The organism is Streptomyces sp. NPDC006197, from assembly GCF_040613865.1.
In the GTDB taxonomy this organism is placed as follows: Bacteria; Actinomycetota; Actinomycetes; order Streptomycetales; family Streptomycetaceae; genus Streptomyces.
In genome coordinates this window covers 1-20,653 of sequence record NZ_JBEXSZ010000111.1, presented here as the reverse complement: position 1 = coordinate 20,653, position 20,653 = coordinate 1, and the positions used below count along the sequence as shown (strand labels likewise).

The window sequence follows — 20,653 nt, the reverse complement described above, 5'->3', positions numbered from 1 at the left end:
TGCCCCTCCCCGAAGCTCACTCGCCGCGGTACAGCTGGCGCTTGTCGATGTAGCGCACCACGCCGTCCGGGACCAGGTACCAGACGGGATCGCCCTGCGCGACCCTGACCCGGCAGTCGGTGGAGGAGATGGCGAGCGCGGGGATCTCGACGAGCGAGACCCCGCCCTTGGGCAGTCCGTCGTCGGTGAGGTCGTGACCCGGTCGGGTGACGCCGATGAAGTGGGCGAGCGAGAAGAGCTCCTCGGCGTCGCGCCAGGTGAGGATCTGCGACAGCGCGTCGGCCCCGGTGATGAAGAACAGGTCCGAGTCGCTGTTGAGAGACCGCAGGTCCCGCAGGGTGTCGATGGTGTAGGTCGCACCGCCGCGGTCGATGTCGATCCGGCTCACGGAGAACTGCGGGTTGGACGCCGTGGCGATGACCGTCATCAGATAGCGGTCCTCGGCCGCGGAGACGACCTTGTGGCTCTTCTGCCACGGCTCCCCGGTCGGTACGAACACCACTTCGTCCAGATGGAACAGGGCGGCGACCTCGCTGGCCGCCACCAGGTGTCCGTGGTGGATCGGGTCGAAGGTCCCGCCCATCACGCCGAGTCGGCGCTTGCCGCGCCCGCCAGTAGGCACTTCCTGCTCTCCCATGCGTGCAGAGCCTACTGGCATGGCGGCGGACGCCGGATCAGCGGTCTGAAGGTTCAGCGGTCGCGGTTGAAGCGGGTGGTGATCCACAGCAGCAGAAGCAGGGCGCCGAAGGCACCGAAGCCGGTGAGGTAGGGGCTGAGGCTTTCGTGGTTGCCGCCGTGCTCGGCACCCTCGGCGAGGGTGACCAGGTGGGCGGCGGTGCTGTGGAGGCTCATCTTCGGCAGACCTATCGATCGGGGATGGGAGCGGAGACTTCGCGCACATCGTATGCGGGCGGTCGCGGCGCGCTCACGCCGACTCAGGCGTTGGCGCCGCGGTCCGTGCCGTCGCCGTCGCCGCCGGTGTCGGCAGTGTCGTCGGTGCGGTACCCGCGCAGCAGGAACCAGGCGAGCAGGACGCCGCCCACGAGCGAGACGAGCAGCACGATCCGGAGCGTGTCGCCCAGCCCCTGCTGTGCGGCGGCGGCCGCGAGCAGGGCGGCTGTGGCGTCTGCGGTGTCCGACATGTCGGTCGTGCCCTTCGGTCGTCCTCGGTGTCCTGGTTATCCACAGGCTCCGGCACACGGTAGCGCCAACGCCTACGCTGGGTTCAGTCAGGGGGACGAGCACCGACTCGTACGAACAGGGGGCATCCATGACCGAGAACGACCAGGGGAACGTGCCGAGCAGGCAGCGGAAGCGGTTCCCCGGGATCTCCTCGCGGGCCTACGAGCATCCGGCCGACCGCTCGGCCCTCGTGGCGCTGCGGAAGCTCAGCGGCTTCGACACGGCCTTCAAGGCGCTCAGCGGACTGCTGCCGGAGCGCAGCCTGCGACTGCTCTACCTCTCGGACTCCGTCCGGGTGAGCGACGCGCAGTTCAGCCACCTCAACGACATGCTGAGGGACGCCTGTTACATCCTGGACCTGGAGAAGGTCCCGCCGATGTACGTCACCCAGGACCCGAAGCCCAACGCGATGTGCATCGGCCTGGACGAGCCGATCATCGTGGTCACCACCGGTCTGGTGGAGCTCCTCGACGAGGAGGAGATGCGGGCGGTCGTCGGCCACGAGGTCGGACACGCCCTCTCCGGGCACGCCGTGTACCGCACGGTCCTGCTCTTCCTCACCAACCTCGCGCTCAAGATCGCCTGGATCCCGCTGGGTACGGTCGCGATCACGGCCATCGTGACGGCGCTGCGCGAGTGGTTCCGCAAGTCGGAGCTCTCCGCCGACCGGGCCGGCCTCCTCGTGGGCCAGGACGTGCGGGCCTCGATGCGCGGTCTGATGAAGATCGCCGGCGGCAACCACCTGCACGAGATGAACGTGGACGCGTTCCTCGCCCAGGCCGACGAGTACGAGAAGTCCGGGGACCTGCGGGACTCGGTCCTGAAGATCCTCAACGTGCTGCCGCGCTCGCACCCCTTCACCACCGTCCGGGCGTCGGAGCTGAAGAAGTGGTCGGAGAGCCGCGACTTCCAGCGGATCATGGACGGGCACTACCCGAAGCGCTCCGAGGACAAGGACACCTCGGTCACGGACTCCTTCCGCGAGTCGGCCGGACACTACGCCGACACGGTGCGGACCAGCAAGGATCCCCTGATGAAGCTGGTCGGGGACATAGCCGGCGGCGCCGGTGACCTGGCGGGCGATCTGGGCGGACGGCTGCGCAACCGGTTCGGCGGCGGCCAGGGCACTCAGAAGGCGGACGGCGGGGACGCCAAGGGCGCCGGAGGCGGGGCCGGGAACGGGTCGACGGGCGACGGGGCCGGGGACGGTCAGAGCGAGGGCTGAGCACCCGGCGCCAGGGCTCCGCACAGCGCGGGGGCGGCGGGCCGGGCGGTGGCGTACGGATCGGTGACCGCCGGACCGCCGCCCGCGTCCGAGGCCCGCTCCCCCGCCAGGAGCGGCTTCAGGGAGCCCGTGGTGTCGGCGCCGCAAGCCTGCGGACCGGCCTCGACCGTGCTGGTCAGCAGCTCGGCGCGGTGCATCCGCAGGTCTTCGCGGTCGAAGCGGAAGTGCACCACGCGGTGGACCGTGAAGAGGGACGCCGCGGCGACCGGCCCCGCGCCCTGGGCGGCCGGACGGAGCGCGTAGGTGTACGTGTGGTCGGCGGTGACGTCCAGCGTGTCGGGGCCGGTCTCCTCGAAGCGGAGGATGCCCTGCACGCGGGCGGCGGGCTCCGCGAGGGCCACCTGCCGGGGGTCGAAGCGGATCAGCCAGGCCGCGAGGGCGTGCCGCCCGTCGTCGGCGGGGGACTCGACGCTCCGGTCGAACTGTTCCAGCTGGTCCGGGTCGAGCAGCAGGCGCGCGGGCCGGACGGTCGCCCCGGACAGGACGTCCGGTTCCAGGGCGGAGGCCACCAGGTAGTCCTTGGCGATGCTGAGGCCGGTGACGACCTGGCTCTCGGCGAAGTGGGAGGTGCGCCCGGCGACGGGCAGGTTGATGCCGGCGGCCCCGGTGCGGTACTCGGCGGCCGGGCTGTGGGCGAAGAGCAGGGCGGGCGTGCCGCCCGGGACGGGGCCCTGGGGGGCGAGCGGGACCACGGTGGTCCGCAGGGGCTCGGCCCGCTGGTCGACGGGGGGCTGGTAGGGGTTGCGGACGCCCAGGTAGATGGCGGTGCCGAAGGCGAGGAGGATCAGCAGGACGAGCAGGACCGCCTGGCGGGAGCCGCTCCGGCTCTCCCAGGAGGAGCGGCTTCGGACGGCCTGGGCGTACTCGCCCATCCGCTCCTGCGCGGAGAGCTCCTGGAGGTGGGCAGCACGGATGAACGCCTCGTCGAAGACGACGGATCGGTACTCGTCCTCACCACCGCCGGGGAACCCCTCGGGCGTCCCCTCAGGCGGGTCGCCACGCCCTGCCATATCTTCAGGGTAGGTCTGCACGGGCTCCGGTAAACGCCCAGGTACACGACAAGTTCGGAAGAATTCCGCCGTCAGGGTGTGCGGGGGGCCTCAGGGCGTGCCGGGGCCGCAGGATGCCTAGCGGGCTGAGGCCGATCGGGCCGCGGGAGCGGAGGCGGGGGCCTGGGCAGCGGGCGGGGCCGGGTTCGGGTTGGGCGTGTCGACGCCGGTGGTGGCCGGCGGCGGGACCTGGTCCTCGCGGTTGGCGGCGGCGCCCCGGTAGACGGCGCTGAAGGCGAGGGCGACCATGCCGACGCCCATGACGAGGGCGAGGACCCAGGCGACGGGCCGGAGCCAGCGGGCGCGGCCCCGGTAGGGGCGCAGGGCCCCGCCGTGGCGGCCGTAGGGGCTGGCGTCGTCGCCGATGTCGTCGGGCTCGTAGGTGAGGCCGACGGGGTCGTGGCCGTCCTCGTAGAGGTCGTCCTCGGCGGATCCGCCGCCGGCGCGGGCGCGGGCCGCCTCGGCCTCGGCACGGGCCTGGGCGGCGGCGAGGAGCCGCTCGACCGCGCTGGGCTCGTGGATGGTGGCGGACCTGACGAAGGCCTCGTCGAAGACCACGTCGGCCCAGACCTCGTCGGCGCCTCCGCGGTCGACAGCGTCCTCGGGGTCTCCGCCGTCCTGGAACGGCTTGTCCCCCACGTCGTCCGGCACGGATTCAGAGTAGACCCGGAAGGGGCTTTTGGGCAGGGAGAGCGCGAACCCTCCCCGCCCGTACCGAAGGGAGGTGTTACCGCACGTGACCGTCGCCCGTGACGATGTACTTGGTCGAGGTCAGCTCCGGAAGGCCCATGGGGCCCCGGGCGTGCAGCTTCTGGGTGGAGATGCCGATCTCGGCGCCGAAGCCGAACTGGCCGCCGTCCGTGAAGCGGGTGGAGGCGTTCACGGCGACCGTGGTGGAGTCGACCAGCTGGGTGAAGCGGCGGGCCGCGGCCTGCGAGGTGGTGACGATGGCCTCGGTGTGGCCGGAGGACCACATCCGGATGTGCTCGACGGCCTTGTCGAGGGAGTCGACGACGGCGGCGGCGATGTCGTACGAGAGGTACTCGGCCTCCCAGTCCTCGGGCGTGGCCGGGACGACGGTGGCCTTGGCGCCCTCGGCGAGGGCGAGGAACCGCTCGTCGGCGTGGACGGTGACGCCGGCCTCGGCGAGAGCGACGAGGGCCTTGGGCACGAAGACCTCGGCGACGTCCTGGTGGACGAGGAGGGTCTCGGCGGCGTTGCAGACGCTGACCCGCTGGGCCTTGGAGTTGATCAGGATGTCCACGGCCATGTCGAGGTCGGTCTGGGCGTCGACGTAGACGTGGCAGTTTCCGGTGCCGGTCTCGATGACCGGGACGGTGGACTCCTCGACGACGGTGCGGATGAGGGAGGCTCCGCCGCGCGGGATGAGGACGTCGACGAGGCCGCGGGCGCGCATCAGCTCGCGGACCGACTCGCGGGACTCGCCGGGGACGAGCTGGATCGCGTCGGCGGGGAGTCCGGCGCCGCCGATGGCGTCGCGCAGGACGGTCACCAGGGCGGTGTTGGAGGCGTACGCGGAGGAGGAGCCGCGGAGCAGGACGGCGTTGCCGGACTTGAGGCAGAGGGCGGCGGCGTCAACGGTGACGTTGGGGCGGGCCTCGTAGATGATGCCGACGACGCCGAGCGGGACGCGGATCTGGCGGAGGTCGATGCCGTTGGGGAGGGTCGAGCCGCGGACGACCTCGCCGACGGGGTCGGGCAGCGCGGCGACGTCACGGACGTCGGCGGCGATGGCCCGGACGCGCTCCGGGGTGAGGGTCAGACGGTCGATGATGGCCTCGCTGGTCCCGGCTTCGCGGGCCTTGGCGATGTCCACGGCGTTGGCTTCGACGATCTCGGCGGTGCGGACTTCGAGGGCGTCCGCGATCGCGAGGAGCGCGTCGTCCTTGGCCGCGCGCGGGAGTGGCGCGATTTCGGCGGCGGCGCCACGGGCCCGGTAGGCGGCCCGGGTGACCGGGGAGAGGTTGTCGAGGGGCGTGAGCGAGGTCATGTCCGCAGGGTACTGGCACCGCTGCGGACATCCCTCACGTATTGCGCCCTTATCCCGCACTCCGAGACGTGTCCCCACCTCGATGGCGCGTCTCCGCCCGTCGGCGGAGGTCCGCCCGTCGGCGGGGTTTCGCCCGTCGGCGGGGTTTCGCCCGTCGGTGGGGTTCCGCCCGTCAGTAGGGGTGGACGCCGACCGGGGCGGCGGGCGGCGGGCCGTAGCCCTCCGCGATCCGCTGGTGGTAGGTCTCGCGGTCGATGACCTCGAGCCCCACGATCTCCCAGGGCGGCAGTTTGGCGGTCTGCCGGTGCTCGCCCCACAGGCGCAGGGCGACGGCCGCCGCGTCGTGCAGGTCGCGGGCCTCTTCCCAGTACCGGATCTCGGCGTGGTCGTTGGCGTAGCGGCTGGTCAGCAGGAAGGGGTGGTCGTGGGCCAGCTGTTCGAGCCCGCGGCGCACCTCCTTCAGCGGTGACTCCACGCCCGACACACTGAGAGTGATGTGCCAGAGCTTGGACACCGGCCGTTCCTCACGTGTCTCGGTGGTGGTCTCGGTCTTCCTGTCCGTGGACCTGTGCCGTGCCTCGTCGAAGTCGGCTCCGGCCTCGACACTGGTCAGGGCGCGTTCGGCAGTCCCGCGGGGCGGTGCCCCTGGGCGCGCTCGTCTCACCGGCGGCCTCCTGTGTGATGCGTGTGGTGCTGTACCCCGCCTTGTCTTACCCCCGAGACAAAGTTGACCAGTCCGAGGCGGTACTTGGGGCGGTTTTGGTGAACGTCCCTTCCGGATGGCCAGACTTTCAGCCGTTTCGGCGTCGGCCCCGTCAGCGGATGACGACGAGGTCGTCGCGGTGGACGACCTCGCGTTCGTACTCGGGTCCGAGGTCCTTGGCGAGTTCGTGGGTGGAGCGGCCGAGCATCCGGGGCAGCTCCTTGGCGTCGAAGTTGACGAGGCCGCGGGCGACGGCCCGGCCGGCGGCGTCGCGGAGCTCGACGGGGTCGCCGGCCACGAAGTCGCCTTCGACGGCCGCGACACCGGCCGCGAGCAGGGACTTCTTGCCTTCGACGACGGCCCGTACGGCTCCGTCGTCGAGGCTGAGGGAGCCCTGCGGGGTGGAGGCGTGGGCGAGCCAGAGCAGCCGGTCGGCGGAGCGGCGGCCGGTGCGGTGGAAGTACGTGCCGGTGTCCCGTCCGGCGAGGGCGTCGGCGGCGCGGCTCGCGGAGGTGAGGACCACCGGGATGCCGGCGGCGGCGGCGATCCGGGCGGCCTCGACCTTGGTGACCATGCCGCCCGTGCCGACGCCCGCCTTGCCGGCCGAGCCGATCTCGACGTGGGCGATGTCCGAGGGGCCGGTGACCTGCGCGATCCGCGAGGTGCCGGGCTTGGAGGGGTCGCCGTCGTACAGCCCGTCGACGTCGGAGAGCAGCACGAGCAGGTCGGCGCGGACGAGGTGGGCGACGAGGGCGGCGAGCCGGTCGTTGTCACCGAAGCGGATCTCGTCCGTGGCGACGGTGTCGTTCTCGTTGACGACGGGCAGCGCGCCCATGGCGAGGAGCTGGTCCAGGGTCCGGTACGCGTTGCGGTAGTGGGCGCGCCGGCTGGTGTCGTCGGTGGTGAGGAGGACCTGGCCGACGCGGACGCCGTAGCGGGCGAAGGAGGCGGTGTAGCGGGCGACGAGGAGGCCCTGGCCGACGCTGGCGGCGGCCTGCTGGCGGGCGAGGTCCTTGGGGCGGCGGGTGAGGCCGAGCGGTGCGAGTCCCGCGGCGATGGCTCCGGAGGAGACGAGGACGATCTCCTTCTCGCCGCCGCTGCGGACCTTGGCGAGGACGTCGACGAGGGCGTCGACGCGGTCGGCGTCGAGGCCTCCGGAGGCGGTGGTGAGCGAGGAGGAGCCGACCTTGACGACGATCCTGCGGGCCTCCGTCACGTACTGCCTTGCCACGTCCGTCTGTCCCGTCACCTGCGTCGCCACCTGCGTCGTCCTCACTCGGCTGTCCCACGCGCCGCGCGCTCCCCGCCGCGGCTGCCAGGCAATCTACGCGAGCCGGGAGGTCTGCCGCTCGTCCGTTTCGCTCCCTGGACCGGGGTCGGCGGCGGATCGGCCGGTGCCGCGGGGCACCAGGATCCGCTGGGAGATCAGGTAGGTGAACGGGATCGCGACGACGGCCGCGACGAGTGGCGCGATCCTGTCGTCCATTCCGGCCCAGGTGACGAGGGCGTAGAGACCGACGCTCTGGACGAGGTAGTTGGTGACGTTGGTGAGCGGGAAGAGGGCGAACTTCTTCCATGTCGGCCGGGTGCGGTAGGTGAAGTAGGTGTTGAGGAAGAAGGAGCCGATCATGCTGAGGAGGAAGGCGAGGGAGTACGCGGCGAAGTACGGCATCCAGGGATGCAGGAGCAGGTAACAGCCGAAGAAGGTACCGGTGTTGACGCCGCCGACCAGTGCGAAGCGGAAGATCTCCGCGAGCCGGGCCCGTCGTGCGTCCCGCACGCCGCCGGGGCGCGTCGGCTCCATCAGTGCTCCCGCTCGGTGGTCACGACACGGACCTGTTCGGCGGCGGCACGCTCGGCGGCGGCGCGGCCGAAGGAGCGGTGGGTCTCCTTCACGAGGAAGTGCGGCCGGCGCTTCGTCTCGTAGTAGATGCGGCCGATGTACTCGCCGATCAGTCCCAGCATCACCATCTGCACGCCCCCGAGTCCCACGATGATCGCGACCAGGGTGACGTATCCGGGGGCGGTGACGCCCTGGGTGATCGCGGCGACGGTCACCCAGACGGCGTAGAGGACGGCGAGGCCGGTGAGCATCATGCCGAGCCAGAGGGCGATGCGCAGCGGACGGTTGTTGAAGGAGATCAGCCCGTCCATGCCGTAGTTGAGCAGGGAACTGAACTTCCACTTCGTCTCGCCGCCCTCGCGCGCGGCGTTCCGGTAGTCGAAGGTGACGGTGTCGAAGCCGATCCAGGAGAAGAGGCCCTTGGAGAAGCGGTTGTACTCGGGCAGCGACAGCAGGGCGTCGACGGCGGGCCGGGAGAGCAGACGGAAGTCGCCTACGCCGTCCGTGAGTTCGACGTCCACCCAACGGTTCACGGCCCGGTAGTACACACGACTGAGTGCCGTGCGGACCTTCTTGTCGCCCTCGCGGGTGCGCCGCGCCATCACCTGGTCGTGGCCCTGGTGGTAGAGGTCGAGCATGCGTCCGAGCAGCTCGGGCGGGTGCTGGAGGTCGGCGTCCATGATGACGACGGCGTCACCGGTGGATTTGCGCAGGCCGGCGAGCATGGCGGCCTCCTTGCCGAAGTTGCGGCTGAAGGAGGCGTACTGGGTGTGCTGCGGGTGGCGGGCGGCGATCTCGCGCAGCTTGCCCAGCGTTCCGTCGGAGCTTCCGTCGTCGACGTAGCAGATCTCGTATCCGACCGGGAGTGCGTCGAGCACCTGTCGCATCCGCGTGTCGAAGCGCTCGATGACGTCCTCCTCGTTGAAGCAGGGGACGACGACAGAAAGCCTGGTCATGGAACGGTCACTCCGGAGGGATGAGCGAGAGTACGTCCTGATGGACTGGAAGGACTGGAACGACTGGAACGACCGCCGCCGGACTCTCCTTCGAGCAGCGCGGCCACGGTACGGCGGGGCGGTGACCGCCCGGCGGCGTCCGAGTGACCGCCCCTGGTCGGCATACCGTCCATGAAGCAAAGCATCATGTCGTCCATGACGCAAAGCATGTGGGGAAGATACTGGTCGTGGCATTTTCGCCCGTTCGTCACTCATGGGGGCGACATGCCACGGACCTTGGCCGGCTGGAGCGATGACCGTTGAGCAGAACCACCATCTCGGAGCCCGGTGACGCGCGGATGCCGAACGACGAGCAGAACGGCAACGACGGGGACGACGTACAGGACACCGGCGGCGGCACCGAGGAGACGGGCGACGCCGCCGGGCGCCGGGAGGGTCTGCGGCAGGTACTGCCCTGGATCGCGCTCGTCATCGCCGCCGGGGCCGGAGTGCTGCTCTCGGTCGGCGCCTTCCTCGGCGCCTACGTACGTCCCACGTCGGACGACTGGTGCGCCCTGTGGAAGGCCCGCGACATGGGGGTCCTGGGGATCACCTCGGACTTCTACCGCACCCAGAACGGGCGCGTCACCAACGCCTTCCTCACCGGCCTCCTCTACTCCGACGACATGCGGGGCCCGAAGCTGCTGCCCGCCTTCCTGGTCCTCACCCTGGGCACGGGGCTGTTCCTCCTCGCCCGCACCGCCCTGCGCTCACTGCACCGGGCGGCACACGCGGACGCCGGGCCCACCACGTCGGCCCCCGCACGGCCCGCCGCCCCGCCCACCGTGCCGCTCGTGGCCGCGACGGCGCTCGTCACCGCGCTGCTGTTCTTCGCCGGCACCCGCTCGTACCAGGTACTGCTCTGGGCACCGGCGACGATCTCCCACACCCTGCCGAGCGTGATCGGCATCTGGACCGTGCTCGGCGCGGTCCGCGCCGCGCGCAGCGGCGTGCGGTGGGCCAGGGCCGCGGCCGTGGGGGTGACGCTCCTGATCGGGGTGGCACTCGGCATGCTGAGCGAACCGTTCACTCTGGTGGCCGGGTTGTTTTCGGCCACCGTGGGTGTCCTCTGTCTGCCCCGGTTCGGCTGGACCCGGGGCCGGTACGCGTCCACCTGGTGCGCGGCGGCCTGCCTCGGGCTCCTCACCGGCCTCGTCCTTCTCTACACCTCGCCCGGAGCGCGCTGGCGGCGGGCCCAGCACCCGTCGGAGCCGCTGTCGGCCGCGACCGTCGGAGAGACCTTCCACGACTGGTGGCGCCTCTGGCAGACGATCGGCGGCCAGTGGGCGTATCTGGGCGCCCTCGCCGTCGGCGCGCTGCTCGGCCTGGCCCTCGCCGCCCGGCAGGAGAGCGGCGGCGCCCGCCGGGACGCCCCGGCACTTCTCCCGCGCGTGCTGTTCCGCGTGGCGGTGCTCCTGCCGCTGCCGCTGATCGGCCTCGCCTCGCTGGGCGTCGTCTTCGGGCTGCGCAGCGGCTACGGGGACACCGGCTGGACCTACGGCCGCACCTGGACGAGCTTCCTGCTTCCGCTGCTGATCGTCCTCTGCGCGTACGGGGTGTGGGGCGGCCTGCTCCTGGGGCGGCGCCTGTCGGCGCCCCTGCGCCCCGCCGGACGCTCCGCCGCCCTCGTGGTGCTCGGCACGGTCGCCGTCGGCAGCACGGCCGCCCTGGTGCAGCCGGTGCACGCGCTGACCACGAGCACGGTGGTGCGCGCTGTCGCCTGGGACCGTCAGAACGCCCGTATCCAGGGCGAGGTGGCGGCGGGTGCCCGTGAGGTCGCGTACAGGCCGCTCCTCATCGGCGGCCTCACCGAACCCCTCTTCGCACCCTCGTACGAGCGGGACTGGGCAGCGCAGTGCACGGCCACGTACTACGGCGTGAACCGCATCCACCGGCCCTGAGGCCGGGCCCCAACCCGGCCCCGCCCCGCCCCGCCCGGCCCCGCCCCGGCATGCCTCCCGGAGGGAAAGTCCGGGAACGCGCAGGAGGGGCGCCCCGGGCCGGGGCACCCCTCCTGTGTGAAACGCCGGTGTCAGACGGTCGCGCGGACCGCGCGGTTGGCGCCCCAGCCCTCCCAGGCGGAGCTGATCATGGAGCGGACGTCGTGCTGCGCCTTCCAGCCGAGCTCCGACTCGATGCGCTCGGCCGAGGCGACCACGCGGGCCGGGTCGCCCGGGCGGCGCGGGGTGACGACGGGCTCGACGCTGTGACCGGTGATCTCGTTGATGAGGTTCACCATCTCGCGCACCGACACGCCCTCGCCGCGCCCGATGTTCAGGGTCAGCGTGGCCGTCTCGCCGCGCTCGCCCGCCGCGGCGAGCGCGCGGGCCGCGGCCAGGTGCGCGTCCGCGATGTCGGCGACGTGGATGTAGTCACGGATGCAGGTGCCGTCCGGCGTCGGGTAGTCGTCGCCGAAGATGCGCGGGGACTCGCCGGCGTCGAGGCGCTCGAAGACCATCGGCACCAGGTTGAAGACGCCGGTGTCGGCGAGCTCCGGGGCCGCCGCGCCCGCCACGTTGAAGTACCGCAGGCAGGCCGTGGACAGGCCGTGGGCCTGACCGACGGCGCGGGCCATCCACTCGCCGACGAGCTTCGTCTCGCCGTACGGGCTGAGCGGCAGGCACGCGGTGTCCTCGGTGACGAGGTCCACGTCGGGCATGCCGTAGACGGAGGCGGAGGAGGAGAAGAGGAAGCTCTTCACACCGGCCGAGGCCGCCGCGTCGAGGATCGTCTGCAGACCCGTCACGTTCTCGTGGTAGTAGAACAGCGGCTTCTCGACCGACTCGCCGACCTGCTTCTTGCCGGCCAGGTGGACGATGCCCGTGATCCGGTGCTCGCGCAGCACCCGGTCGAGGAACGCGCGGTCCAGGACCGTGCCCTGCTCCAGGACGATGCCCTCGGGGACCCGCGCCGGGTTGCCGGTGCTGAGGTCGTCGACCACGACGACGCGCTCGCCGCCCTCGGTCATTGCTTTGACGACGTGGGAACCGATGTAACCGGCACCGCCGGTGATGAGCCAGGTCATTCCGACAGTGTAGCCACAGCCTCCGGGCCTCCCGGAGGCTCCCGAAGTGGCCCCGGACACGCCGGAAGCCCCGCCCGGACACAGGGTCGGACGGGGCTTCCGGCGTTCCGCGGGTCCAGGGCCTGGCCGACCCTGGTCCACCGGAACCGACGGGAATGGTCGGGCGGGTCCTAGCGCTCGATCTCCTCGAACGCCGCCTCCCACTGGTCGAGGACGTGCGGCAGCGCCAGGTGCGCGACGTGCTCGCGGCCGGCCCTGCCGTACCGCAGGCGCATCGCGTCGTCGTCCATCAGTTCACCGAGCGCGGCGGCGAGCCCCGGCACGTCGGCCGGCGGCACCAGGGTGCCCGAGACGCCGTCCGCGACGAGCTCCCGGACTCCGCCGGAGACGTCGAAGCTCACGCACGGCACGCCGCAGGCGGCGGCCTCGGCCAGCGCCATCGGCCGGCCCTCGCGCTCACTGCTGATCGCGACGACGGACAGCTCGCGGTAGGCGGCGGCCATGTCCTGCGCCGTGCCGCGGAAGACGACCTGGTCGGCGACGCCGAGGTCCTCGGCCCGCATCCGGAGCTCGCCCTCCAGCGGGCCCTCACCGAAGAGGTGCAGCTCCCAGCCGTCGCGGCCCTTGTGGGCCTGCGCGAAGGCCTCGATCATGCGGTCGTACCGCTTGATCGGGTCGAGCCGGCCGACCGCGCCGATCTTGCGGGTGTCGAGCGGGGCCAGCTCGTCCGGGAAGAACGGCAGCGGGTTCGGCATGACGCGCACGTTCGGCACGCGCTGGTTGACGAACTCGACCGCGTCGCCCTCGGAAAGCACCAGGGTCTGCTCGAGCGCCGGGTAGTGACGGCGGATCAGGCCCAGGTTGGCGCTCCGCTTCGCCTGCGCGAAGGACTCGTGGTACTGCCCGATGCCCTTGAGGTGACGCCACTTCAGCGGCATGACCCAGTCGACCGCCCACGGCGAGCCGAAGACGATGTAGCCGTCCTCGACCTCGGCCAGCTTCCGCTCGAAATCCGCCCGCGCCTTGTCGCGGTCGGCCCGGGCACGGCGGGCGTCGGCGCGCCGCGCCAGGCTGATCCGGTCGCCGACCGTGCGCACGGGCGGCTTGGGCTCGGAGGGGGCCGAGTAGAGCGTCGAGTGCCGGTACGCGCGCGTGGCGTTGTACGGGAACGGCTCGGGGCTCGGCCGGATGCCGATCAGCTCGACGCGGTGACCGCGCTCCCCCATGCCCTGGGCGAGGGTGTGCAGCACCCGCTGGGATCCACCCATCGAGTCGACGTCGATACCGACGAAGAACACGTTGCGGACAGGGGAGGCCTCAGTCATGGGTGCCGCCTTCGAAAAAAGCATCGACCACCATCTTGCTGGCGTGGCCGGTCTCGTACGAGCAGAACATTTCCTGGAAGCGCGCGTACCGCTCGGCGTGGCGCTCCTGGGTGCCCTCCAGGTCCCGCACGGCGGCGGCGAGGTCCTCGGTGGTCGTCAGCATCGGGCCGGGCGCGATCTCTTCGAGGTCGTAGTACGTGCCGCGGTCGCCACCCTTGTACACCTCGTAGTCGTCCGTGTAGAGCAGGATCGGACGCCCGGTGTTGGCGTAGTCGAACATCAGCGACGAGTAGTCCGTGAGGACCGCGTCCGAGGCCAGCATCACGTCGTTGATGTCGGCGTAGGAGGAGCCGTCGCGCAGGAAGTGACCCAGCTCCGGAGCGATCTTGAACCGGTCGTACGGGTGGGTCCGCACGACGACGATCCACTGGTCGGACAGGTGCGGGGCCAGCGCCTCCAGGTCCACCCGCACCGACTGTCCGGTGCGGCGGGCCGCGTCACGGAACGTCGGGGCGTAGAGCAGGACCTTCTTGTCGGCCGGGATGTTCAGGGACTCGCGGACGGCGGCGGCCCTGGCCTGCTGCTCGGGCTCGGCCCAGCGCACCAGCACGTCGTTGCGCGGGTAGCCGGAGCGGATCAGGTCGGCCGAGACCTCGAAGGCCGGGACGAAGGTCCGCTCGAACTCGGCGCTCGGGCAGACGAGGGCGTCCCAGCGACCGACGGCGGCGCGGAAGCGCCCCTTCTCGATCTCCGACGCGCTGCGCAGCGAGGGCACGTCGAAGCCCATCGCCTTGAAGGTCTGGCCGTGCCAGGTCTGGAGGTACCGGGTGCCCTTCGGCTTCGGGTACAGGTACGGCAGGTTGTGCGAGTCGACCCAGTAGGTGGCACGGGCCAGCGCACGTCCGTAGGCGAAGCTTCCGCGCCTGACGAGGGTGACGTCCTCCGGGAAGGACGAGCGGTCGCCGGAGTACGACCAGACCACGTCGATCGGGAGGTTGCGGCGCTTGAGCTCCTCGTAGATGTAGCGCGGGCTGTCCGCGTAGCCGCGGCCCTCCAGCGCCTCGAACACGGCGAGGCCGCGCTTGCGTCGCGGGAGCTTGGACACGGCGTCGTACGCGGTGGCCTTGCCCTCGTTGCCGGCGAGGATCTCCCTGACCTTGCCGACCTTGCCCTTGGCCTTGCGGGCGTAGGGGCCGAGGGGTTCGAGGGACTTCAGGACGCCGGACCGCTGCCAGGTCACCTCGAGGCGTCCGGCACCCTTCTGCTCCGCCTTGATGCGGAGGTAGTGGATGCCGAACTTGTGGTACGTGACGGTGGCACGGAAGTCCGGCTGGTCGTACTTGGCCAGCAGGACGTCCGTGCGGCGGGCGCCGTCGCGCTCCAGGGCGACCACCGGGTGGCGGCGGGTCGCCACGCCGACCTTGCCGACGGGCACCTTGCGGAAGTCGAGCGCGGCCTTGGAGACGTACTGCCCCTCGCCCTCCGGGCGGAGGGTCAGCGGCACCGTGAGCGGCGTCTTGTGCGCGGCGAGCTTGATCGAGGCCTTGGTGTCCTCGGTGATCAGACCGGCCGGGTCGTACGTGCGGATCTCCAGGTGCAGGACCGGGCCCCGCATCGACACGGAGGTCAGTTCGTGCCGGAGGCGGCCGGTGGCGAGCACCTGCTCGCGCATGTACCACTCGCTGATGTCCAGCTCGCTGCGGCTCGCGTCGTCGGCGGGGGCGACGGCGCCCCAGTAGGTGGCCTCGCCCTCCTCCGTCACGAAGCGCGGGGCGAGCTGCGGCCGGCCCAGCTGGCGGGCGGCGACCTGGAGGTCCTCCAGGCGGCCGGTGCGCAGCAGGTGGATGCAGATGCGCTCCTCGCGGGAGAGCCGGGCGTAGGTGTCGTCGGAGATCTCGTCCAGGTACGGGTTCACCACGTCGGCGAACTCGGCGATCCATTCGAGGTCACGGAACGGCAGGTCGCCCAGGTACAGACGGAAGTCGTGGCGGAGGAACTTGTAGTCCTTCTCCGCCCGCAGCGCGCCGCGGCCGTTCTCCTCGAACCAGGTGTCGATGAGCCGGGCCACGCCGATGCGGTCCGCGACGTTCTGGATCTTGTGCCGGCTGGAGGAGATGGAGACGCTCTCCGGCGCGAGGCGCCAGGTGTAGACCGACCACGGGACGACGGCGAAGGACTCCGCGAGCGAGAAGGCCTGCGCGGAGAACAGCTGGTCCTCGTAGTGGATGCCCTCGGGGAAGGTGAGGGCGTTGTCCCGGATGAAGGCGGTCCGGTAGAGCTTGTTCGTCGACAGGTGGTCGAAGAAGTACTCGGGGGCCTCGGCGATGCCGTTGACGACCCGCTTCTCGGTGAAGAGGTGCGGGTACCAGAGGCCGGTGGTGTCCGACTCCTCGAAGAGGCGGGTCACCTCACCGGTGACGAAGTCGACCCCGGTCTCCTCGGCGACGAGGAGCAGGCTCTTGCAGGCGTGGCGGGGCAGTTCGTCGTCGCTGTCCAGGAACATGACGTGCGGGGCCCGTGCGACCGCGATGCCGCGGTTGCGGGGCGCGCTGCAGCCGCCGCTGTTCTGCTCCAGCCGCACGTAGCGCACGCGCGGGTCCGAAGCTTCCAGAGAACGCGCGACACGCTCGGTGCCATCGGTCGAACAGTCGTCGGCGATGATCACTTCGAGGTTGTTCAGAGTCTGGTCGAGCACGGACCGGACCGCTCGCGGGAGCCGTTCCTCATCGTTGTAAACGATGATGACGACGCTCACATCAGGGACGTCGCTAGTCGGCATCCAAGTCCTCTCACAAGTGCGGGCGGCAACGTCTGGCACGCGTTCCGGCCAGGCGCGGCACTGCCTGCGCCATGGTCAATGGCGCGCTACTGCCTTCAGTGGTGAAGGGTGCCGCCCCCTCATGTTCGACGAGCGCCACCCGGCGACCGGAAAGACTACCTGGCGGGAGGAATTGTTCCATACCCGCTCTCCCGGGCCATCGGTGATGTTCACCGCATCGCAAACAGCCTCTTCAAACGGCCCGAGACCACCTGACGTGCGCCGACAGCGCCGCCCGCGAAACGGAGGACGAGCCCGCGCCGCGCCGAGGAAACCACCTGGACGAGCAGCACCCGGCCCAGTCGCCCGAGGACCATCCCGCGCCGGCCCGCGAAGCCCTGCGGGGCTCTGACCTCGGCCTGTCCGGTCGAGCCGTCCGCGTACCGCAGCTCGGCCCGGAGCGACCAGGCGGCGAGCCGCCCCGCGCGGAGCAGCTTCGCGGTCGGCAGCGACACGGTGGCCGTCCAGCTCTCCTCCGCGGGGAGCAGCGGCGCGTCGGCCGTCAGCTCGGCCGCCGAGACCCGCTCGGTGAAGGCCACGCGGACGGCGGTGGGGCGCAGTGCGGCGACACGCCCGTAGAGATCGTGGACGGTCAGGGTCAGCCGGGTCGACGCGCCGACGGTCACGGAACCGTCCACGGCCACGGGCAGCTGCGCGGGCGCGAGCTCCGCGAGACCCTCCAGGGGTACGTCGGCGGGCGCGGCGGACAGGACCGGCGCGCCGTCCCCGGCGCGCGGGTACGGCGGCACGAGCCGGGGCAGGGGTGCGGACAGCTCGACGAACCGGCTCAGTTCCCGTCCCTCGGGCACGGCGGGGAGGGCGGTGACTCCGGCGTGCAGCCACCGGCCCGGCGCCTGGGCGCCGGCGACTGCGTCGGCCTCGAAGCCGGCCAGGTGCGCGCGGGTGACGGTCCACCAGTCGGCCCGGTAGGCGGCGGTCCGCTGCGGCAACTCGCGCAGGTACATGGGGAGGTCGTAGTCGAGGAACTTCGTCTGCGCGGCGCGGGCCAGCGCGGGCCGTCCCGCCGTGCGGAAGACGTCGACGACGGCGGCGTGCGCGGCGATCCGGTGCTCCCAGTTGGCCAGGGAGGCGCGGCGCAGCGAGATCGACAGGGTCGCGGCCTGCCGCCGCACGTGCCACACGTACACGGGCACGTCGGTGACGGCGAGCCGGGGGGCGGCGGCCTGCACCCGGGCGCTGAAGACGAAGTCCTCGTAGTGGAAGGCGCCGTCGGGGAAGCGGATGGCGTGCCGGTCGAGGAAGTCCCGGCGGTAGAGCTTGTTGACGGAGAGGGTGTCGAGGACGAACTCCGGGTGCCTCTCGATGCCGTCGAGGACGGTCCCCGGGAGCGTGGCGCCCTGGGACGCGTCGTACAGCGAGGGCGCCCAGACGGTCTCGCGGCCGTCGGGGAGCTCGCGCCGCACGCAGATCCCCGCGACGACGTCGGCGCGCTGCTCGGAGGCGACGGCGAGCAGGCCGTCGACGGCGCCGGGCAGCAGCAGGTCGTCGCTGTCGAGGAACAGGACGTACGGGTGGACGGCGGCGTCGATGCCGTCGTTGCGGGGGGTGCCGCAGCCGCCGCTGTTCTCCCGCCGGATCAGCGGACGCACCCGCGGGTCGTCGGCGAAGCCGGCGAGGACCTCGGGCGTGGTGTCCCCGGAGGCGTCGTCGACGACGACGACCTCGCCGACCGCCTCGCCCTGCGCGAGCGCGGAGCGGACGGCGTCGCCGACGTGTGCCGCGTCGTTGTACGCGATGACGACGACACTGACACGCGCGGCGGCCTGCGGCCGGGGGGTCTCACTCACCCGTGAATCCTACGTGGCCCCCGGACGGCCCCCGGGAGGCCGGAGCCCGAACGGAACCGGCCGGACAGCCGGACAGCCCGGGGATGCCCGGCCGATGACCGCCGGCGGATGACGGCCCGCGCCCGTGGAGGGGCGGGCCGGTCCGGGAGGCCCCGTGCCGACCCGCCCTCCGGAACGGGCCGGACTCCCCTAGAACGGGTCGAACTCGTCGTACTCGCGCTGCGCGTCGTCGCGCTCCGCCTCCCGGTCACGGCGGCGCTGCGCGGCCGGACGCGGGGCCTCCAGACGGTGGTCCTCACCGCGGCGGCCGAGCATCTCGGCGCCCGCCATCATGGTGGGCTCCCAGTCGAAGACGACCGCGTTGTCCTCGGCACCGATCGCGACGCCGTCGCCCGCGCGGGCACCGGCCTTCATCAGCGCGTCCTCGACGCCGAGGCGGTTGAGGCGGTCGGCCAGGTAGCCCACGGCCTCGTCGTTGTTGAAGTCGGTCTGGCGGACCCAGCGCTCCGGCTTCTCGCCGCGCACCCGGTAGACCTCTTCGTGCTCGTCGTACGTGACGGTGAAGCCCGCGTCGTCGACGGCCTTCGGGCGGATGACGATCCGGGTCGCCTCCTCCTTCGGCTTGGCCGCGCGCGCCTCGGCGACGATGCCGGCGAGCGCGAAGGAGAGCTCCTTCAGACCCGTACGGGCCACGGCGGAGATCTCGAAGACCTGGTAGCCGCGCTCCTCCAGGTCCGGGCGGATCATGTCCGCGAGGTCCTTGCCGTCCGGGATGTCGATCTTGTTGAGGACGACGATCCGGGGCCGGTCCTCCAGGCCGCCGTACTGCTTGAGCTCCTCCTCGATGACGTCGAGGTCGGTGACCGGGTCGCGCTCCGACTCCAGCGTCGCCGTGTCGAGGACGTGGACGAGGACCGAGCAGCGCTCCACGTGGCGGAGGAACTCCAGGCCGAGGCCGCGGCCCTGGCTGGCGCCCGGGATCAGACCCGGCACGTCGGCGATCGTGTAGACGGTCGAACCGGCCGTGACCACGCCGAGGTTCGGGACGAGCGTGGTGAAGGGGTAGTCCGCGATCTTCGGCTTGGCGGCCGACAGGACGGAGATGAGCGAGGACTTGCCGGCGCTCGGGTAGCCCACGAGGGCCACGTCGGCGACGGTCTTGAGCTCCAGGACGATGTCCCGCGCCTCGCCGGGCTCGCCGAGGAGGGCGAAGCCGGGGGCCTTGCGGCGGGCCGAGGCCAGCGCGGCGTTGCCGAGGCCGCCGCGACCGCCCTGGCCGGCGATGAAGGTGGTGCCCTGGCCGACCAGGTCGGCGAGGACGTTGCCCTTCTTGTCGAGGACGACGGTGCCGTCGGGCACGGTCAGGACCAGGTCCTGGCCGTCCTTGCCGGAGCGGTTGTCGCCGGCGCCGGGCTGGCCGTTGGTGGCCTTGCGGTGCGGGGAGTGGTGGTACTCGAGGAGGGTGGTGACCGACTGGTCGACGACCAGGATCACATCGCCGCCACGGCCGCCGTTGCCGCCGTCGGGGCCGCCGAGCGGCTTGAACTTCTCCCGGTGTACGGAGGCGCAGCCGTGGCCTCCGTTACCCGCGGCGACGTGCAGCTCGACGCGGTCCACGAAGGTGGTCATGGTTCTGTGCCTCCAGAGAATTACGGGTGGAATGTCTATCTAGTAACACGCGAAAGGCGGACCCTCTTCCCTTCCGGGAAGTGAGGTCCGCCTCCGCAAAGAGTTCCGATCAGGCGACCGGAACGATGTTCACGACCTTGCGGCCACGGTGGGTGCCGAACTGCACCGAACCGGCCTGCAGGGCGAACAGCGTGTCGTCGCCGCCACGGCCGACGCCCGCGCCCGGGTGGAAGTGGGTGCCGCGCTGGCGGACCAGGATCTCACCCGCGTTGACGACCTGACCGCCGAAGCGCTTCACGCCGAGCCGCTGGGCATTGGAGTCGCGCCCGTTCCGGGTGGACGATGCGCCCTTCTTGTGTGCCATGTCTCAGTCCCTCTTACTTCGCAGCCGCGGGGATACCGGTGACCTTGATCGCCGTGTACTGCTGACGGTGACCCTGGCGACGGCGGTAGCCGGTCTTGTTCTTGTAGCGCAGGATGTCGATCTTGGCGCCCTTGTGGTGGTCCACGACCTCGGCCGTGACCTTGATGCCGGCCAGGACCCACGGGTCGCTGGTCACGGCGTCGCCGTCGACAACGAGCAGGGTCGAGAGCTCGACCGTGTCGCCAACCTTGGCGGTGGAAATCTTGTCAACCTCAACGATGTCGCCGACAGCAACCTTGTGCTGGCGACCACCGCTGCGCACGATGGCGTACACGCGGATCTCTCTCTCACTCGGGATCGAAACCTCTGAAGCCAGCCGCTCACACGGGCCCGGGGGCCCGCGGCGTTCCGGAATCGGACGAGCGGCCTCTCCCGACGAGCGGGAGGGAGGTGCTCAGAGGCGCGGCGCATCATCAGACACGCCGACGGTCTAGGTTACGGGCGGCTGCCTCGGAGGGTCAAATTCGCCCGTTCGGTGCGGGCCGCCTCCCCCGGACGGGGGACTCCCGAGAAGGGAGGTGCCCCGCCGCACCGGTCGGCGACGGGGTCGCGCGCT

19 protein-coding genes are annotated in these 20,653 nt (G+C 71.4%); 2 read left to right on the top strand and 17 right to left on the bottom strand.

What is annotated here, in order from left to right:
- Positions 1–16: 16 nt before the first annotated feature.
- The 3 genes from nadD to ABZ318_RS28395 form a co-directional block, all read right to left on the bottom strand.
- Positions 17–637 carry a nicotinate-nucleotide adenylyltransferase gene (gene nadD / locus ABZ318_RS28405; protein WP_356905311.1) on the bottom strand — a complete coding sequence of 207 codons (621 nt, stop codon included), beginning with the start codon at positions 635–637 and terminating at the stop codon, positions 17–19.
- Positions 638–690: 53 nt separating this feature from the next.
- Complete coding sequence (locus ABZ318_RS28400) at positions 691–852, bottom strand: hypothetical protein (RefSeq protein WP_185893249.1); 162 nt, start codon at positions 850–852, stop codon at positions 691–693.
- Positions 853–935: 83 nt separating this feature from the next.
- Complete coding sequence (locus tag ABZ318_RS28395) at positions 936–1,142, bottom strand: hypothetical protein (protein ID WP_356905318.1); 207 nt, start codon at positions 1,140–1,142, stop codon at positions 936–938.
- A gap of 128 nt (positions 1,143–1,270) precedes the next feature.
- Between ABZ318_RS28395 and ABZ318_RS28390 the strand changes: the two genes are divergently transcribed.
- A complete protein-coding gene (locus ABZ318_RS28390; protein WP_356905310.1) occupies positions 1,271–2,407 on the top strand; it encodes a M48 family metallopeptidase in 1,137 nt (378 codons plus the stop codon).
- On the opposite strand, the gene ABZ318_RS28385 is transcribed toward ABZ318_RS28390, so the two are convergent.
- The 7 genes from ABZ318_RS28385 to ABZ318_RS28355 form a co-directional block, all read right to left on the bottom strand.
- On the bottom strand, positions 2,392–3,477 hold the full coding sequence (locus ABZ318_RS28385; protein ID WP_356905309.1) for a hypothetical protein: 1,086 nt from the start codon (positions 3,475–3,477) through the stop codon (positions 2,392–2,394). The two genes, ABZ318_RS28390 and ABZ318_RS28385, sit on opposite strands and share 16 nt — an antisense overlap.
- A 117-nt stretch (positions 3,478–3,594) precedes the next feature.
- Positions 3,595–4,167, bottom strand: coding sequence for a hypothetical protein (locus tag ABZ318_RS28380; RefSeq protein ID WP_356905308.1), 573 nt, complete (start codon positions 4,165–4,167; stop codon positions 3,595–3,597).
- Positions 4,168–4,243: 76 nt separating this feature from the next.
- Positions 4,244–5,527, bottom strand: coding sequence for a glutamate-5-semialdehyde dehydrogenase (locus ABZ318_RS28375; RefSeq protein WP_356905307.1), 1,284 nt, complete (start codon positions 5,525–5,527; stop codon positions 4,244–4,246).
- A gap of 172 nt (positions 5,528–5,699) precedes the next feature.
- The gene (locus ABZ318_RS28370; protein ID WP_093876131.1) at positions 5,700–6,191 is read right to left on the bottom strand and encodes a hypothetical protein; all 492 of its coding nucleotides are present in this window, start codon (positions 6,189–6,191) and stop codon (positions 5,700–5,702) included.
- A 151-nt stretch (positions 6,192–6,342) separates the two neighbouring features.
- Positions 6,343–7,446: a glutamate 5-kinase gene (proB, locus tag ABZ318_RS28365; protein ID WP_356905316.1), complete on the bottom strand. Its 1,104-nt coding sequence runs from the start codon at positions 7,444–7,446 to the stop codon at positions 6,343–6,345.
- 108 nt (positions 7,447–7,554) lie between these two features.
- Positions 7,555–8,034 carry a GtrA family protein gene (locus ABZ318_RS28360; protein WP_356905306.1) on the bottom strand — a complete coding sequence of 160 codons (480 nt, stop codon included), beginning with the start codon at positions 8,032–8,034 and terminating at the stop codon, positions 7,555–7,557.
- Positions 8,034–9,029, bottom strand: coding sequence for a glycosyltransferase family 2 protein (locus ABZ318_RS28355; RefSeq protein WP_356905305.1), 996 nt, complete (start codon positions 9,027–9,029; stop codon positions 8,034–8,036). Before ABZ318_RS28355 ends, ABZ318_RS28360 begins: the two co-directional genes overlap by 1 nt.
- A gap of 299 nt (positions 9,030–9,328) precedes the next feature.
- Between ABZ318_RS28355 and ABZ318_RS28350 the strand changes: the two genes are divergently transcribed.
- Positions 9,329–10,969: a hypothetical protein gene (locus ABZ318_RS28350; protein ID WP_356905304.1), complete on the top strand. Its 1,641-nt coding sequence runs from the start codon at positions 9,329–9,331 to the stop codon at positions 10,967–10,969.
- A gap of 131 nt (positions 10,970–11,100) precedes the next feature.
- Here ABZ318_RS28350 and galE read toward each other — a convergent pair whose 3' ends face one another.
- From galE to rplU, 7 genes are all read right to left on the bottom strand, one after another.
- Complete coding sequence (gene galE, locus ABZ318_RS28345) at positions 11,101–12,093, bottom strand: UDP-glucose 4-epimerase GalE (RefSeq protein ID WP_356905303.1); 993 nt, start codon at positions 12,091–12,093, stop codon at positions 11,101–11,103.
- A 170-nt stretch (positions 12,094–12,263) separates the two neighbouring features.
- Positions 12,264–13,418 (bottom strand): glycosyltransferase, encoded by a 1,155-nt coding sequence (locus tag ABZ318_RS28340; protein ID WP_356905302.1) that lies wholly within the window; start codon positions 13,416–13,418, stop codon positions 12,264–12,266.
- Complete coding sequence (locus ABZ318_RS28335) at positions 13,411–16,197, bottom strand: CDP-glycerol glycerophosphotransferase family protein (RefSeq protein ID WP_356905301.1); 2,787 nt, start codon at positions 16,195–16,197, stop codon at positions 13,411–13,413. Before ABZ318_RS28335 ends, ABZ318_RS28340 begins: the two co-directional genes overlap by 8 nt.
- Before the next feature lie 209 nt (positions 16,198–16,406).
- Positions 16,407–18,044, bottom strand: coding sequence for a glycosyltransferase (locus ABZ318_RS28330; protein WP_356905300.1), 1,638 nt, complete (start codon positions 18,042–18,044; stop codon positions 16,407–16,409).
- 189 nt (positions 18,045–18,233) lie between these two features.
- Positions 18,234–19,673: a GTPase ObgE gene (gene obgE / locus ABZ318_RS28325; protein ID WP_356905299.1), complete on the bottom strand. Its 1,440-nt coding sequence runs from the start codon at positions 19,671–19,673 to the stop codon at positions 18,234–18,236.
- A gap of 109 nt (positions 19,674–19,782) precedes the next feature.
- A complete protein-coding gene (gene rpmA / locus ABZ318_RS28320; protein ID WP_010041940.1) occupies positions 19,783–20,037 on the bottom strand; it encodes a 50S ribosomal protein L27 in 255 nt (84 codons plus the stop codon).
- Positions 20,038–20,050: 13 nt separating this feature from the next.
- Positions 20,051–20,371: a 50S ribosomal protein L21 gene (gene rplU / locus ABZ318_RS28315; RefSeq protein ID WP_015033583.1), complete on the bottom strand. Its 321-nt coding sequence runs from the start codon at positions 20,369–20,371 to the stop codon at positions 20,051–20,053.
- Between the last annotated feature and the right edge of the window lie 282 nt (positions 20,372–20,653).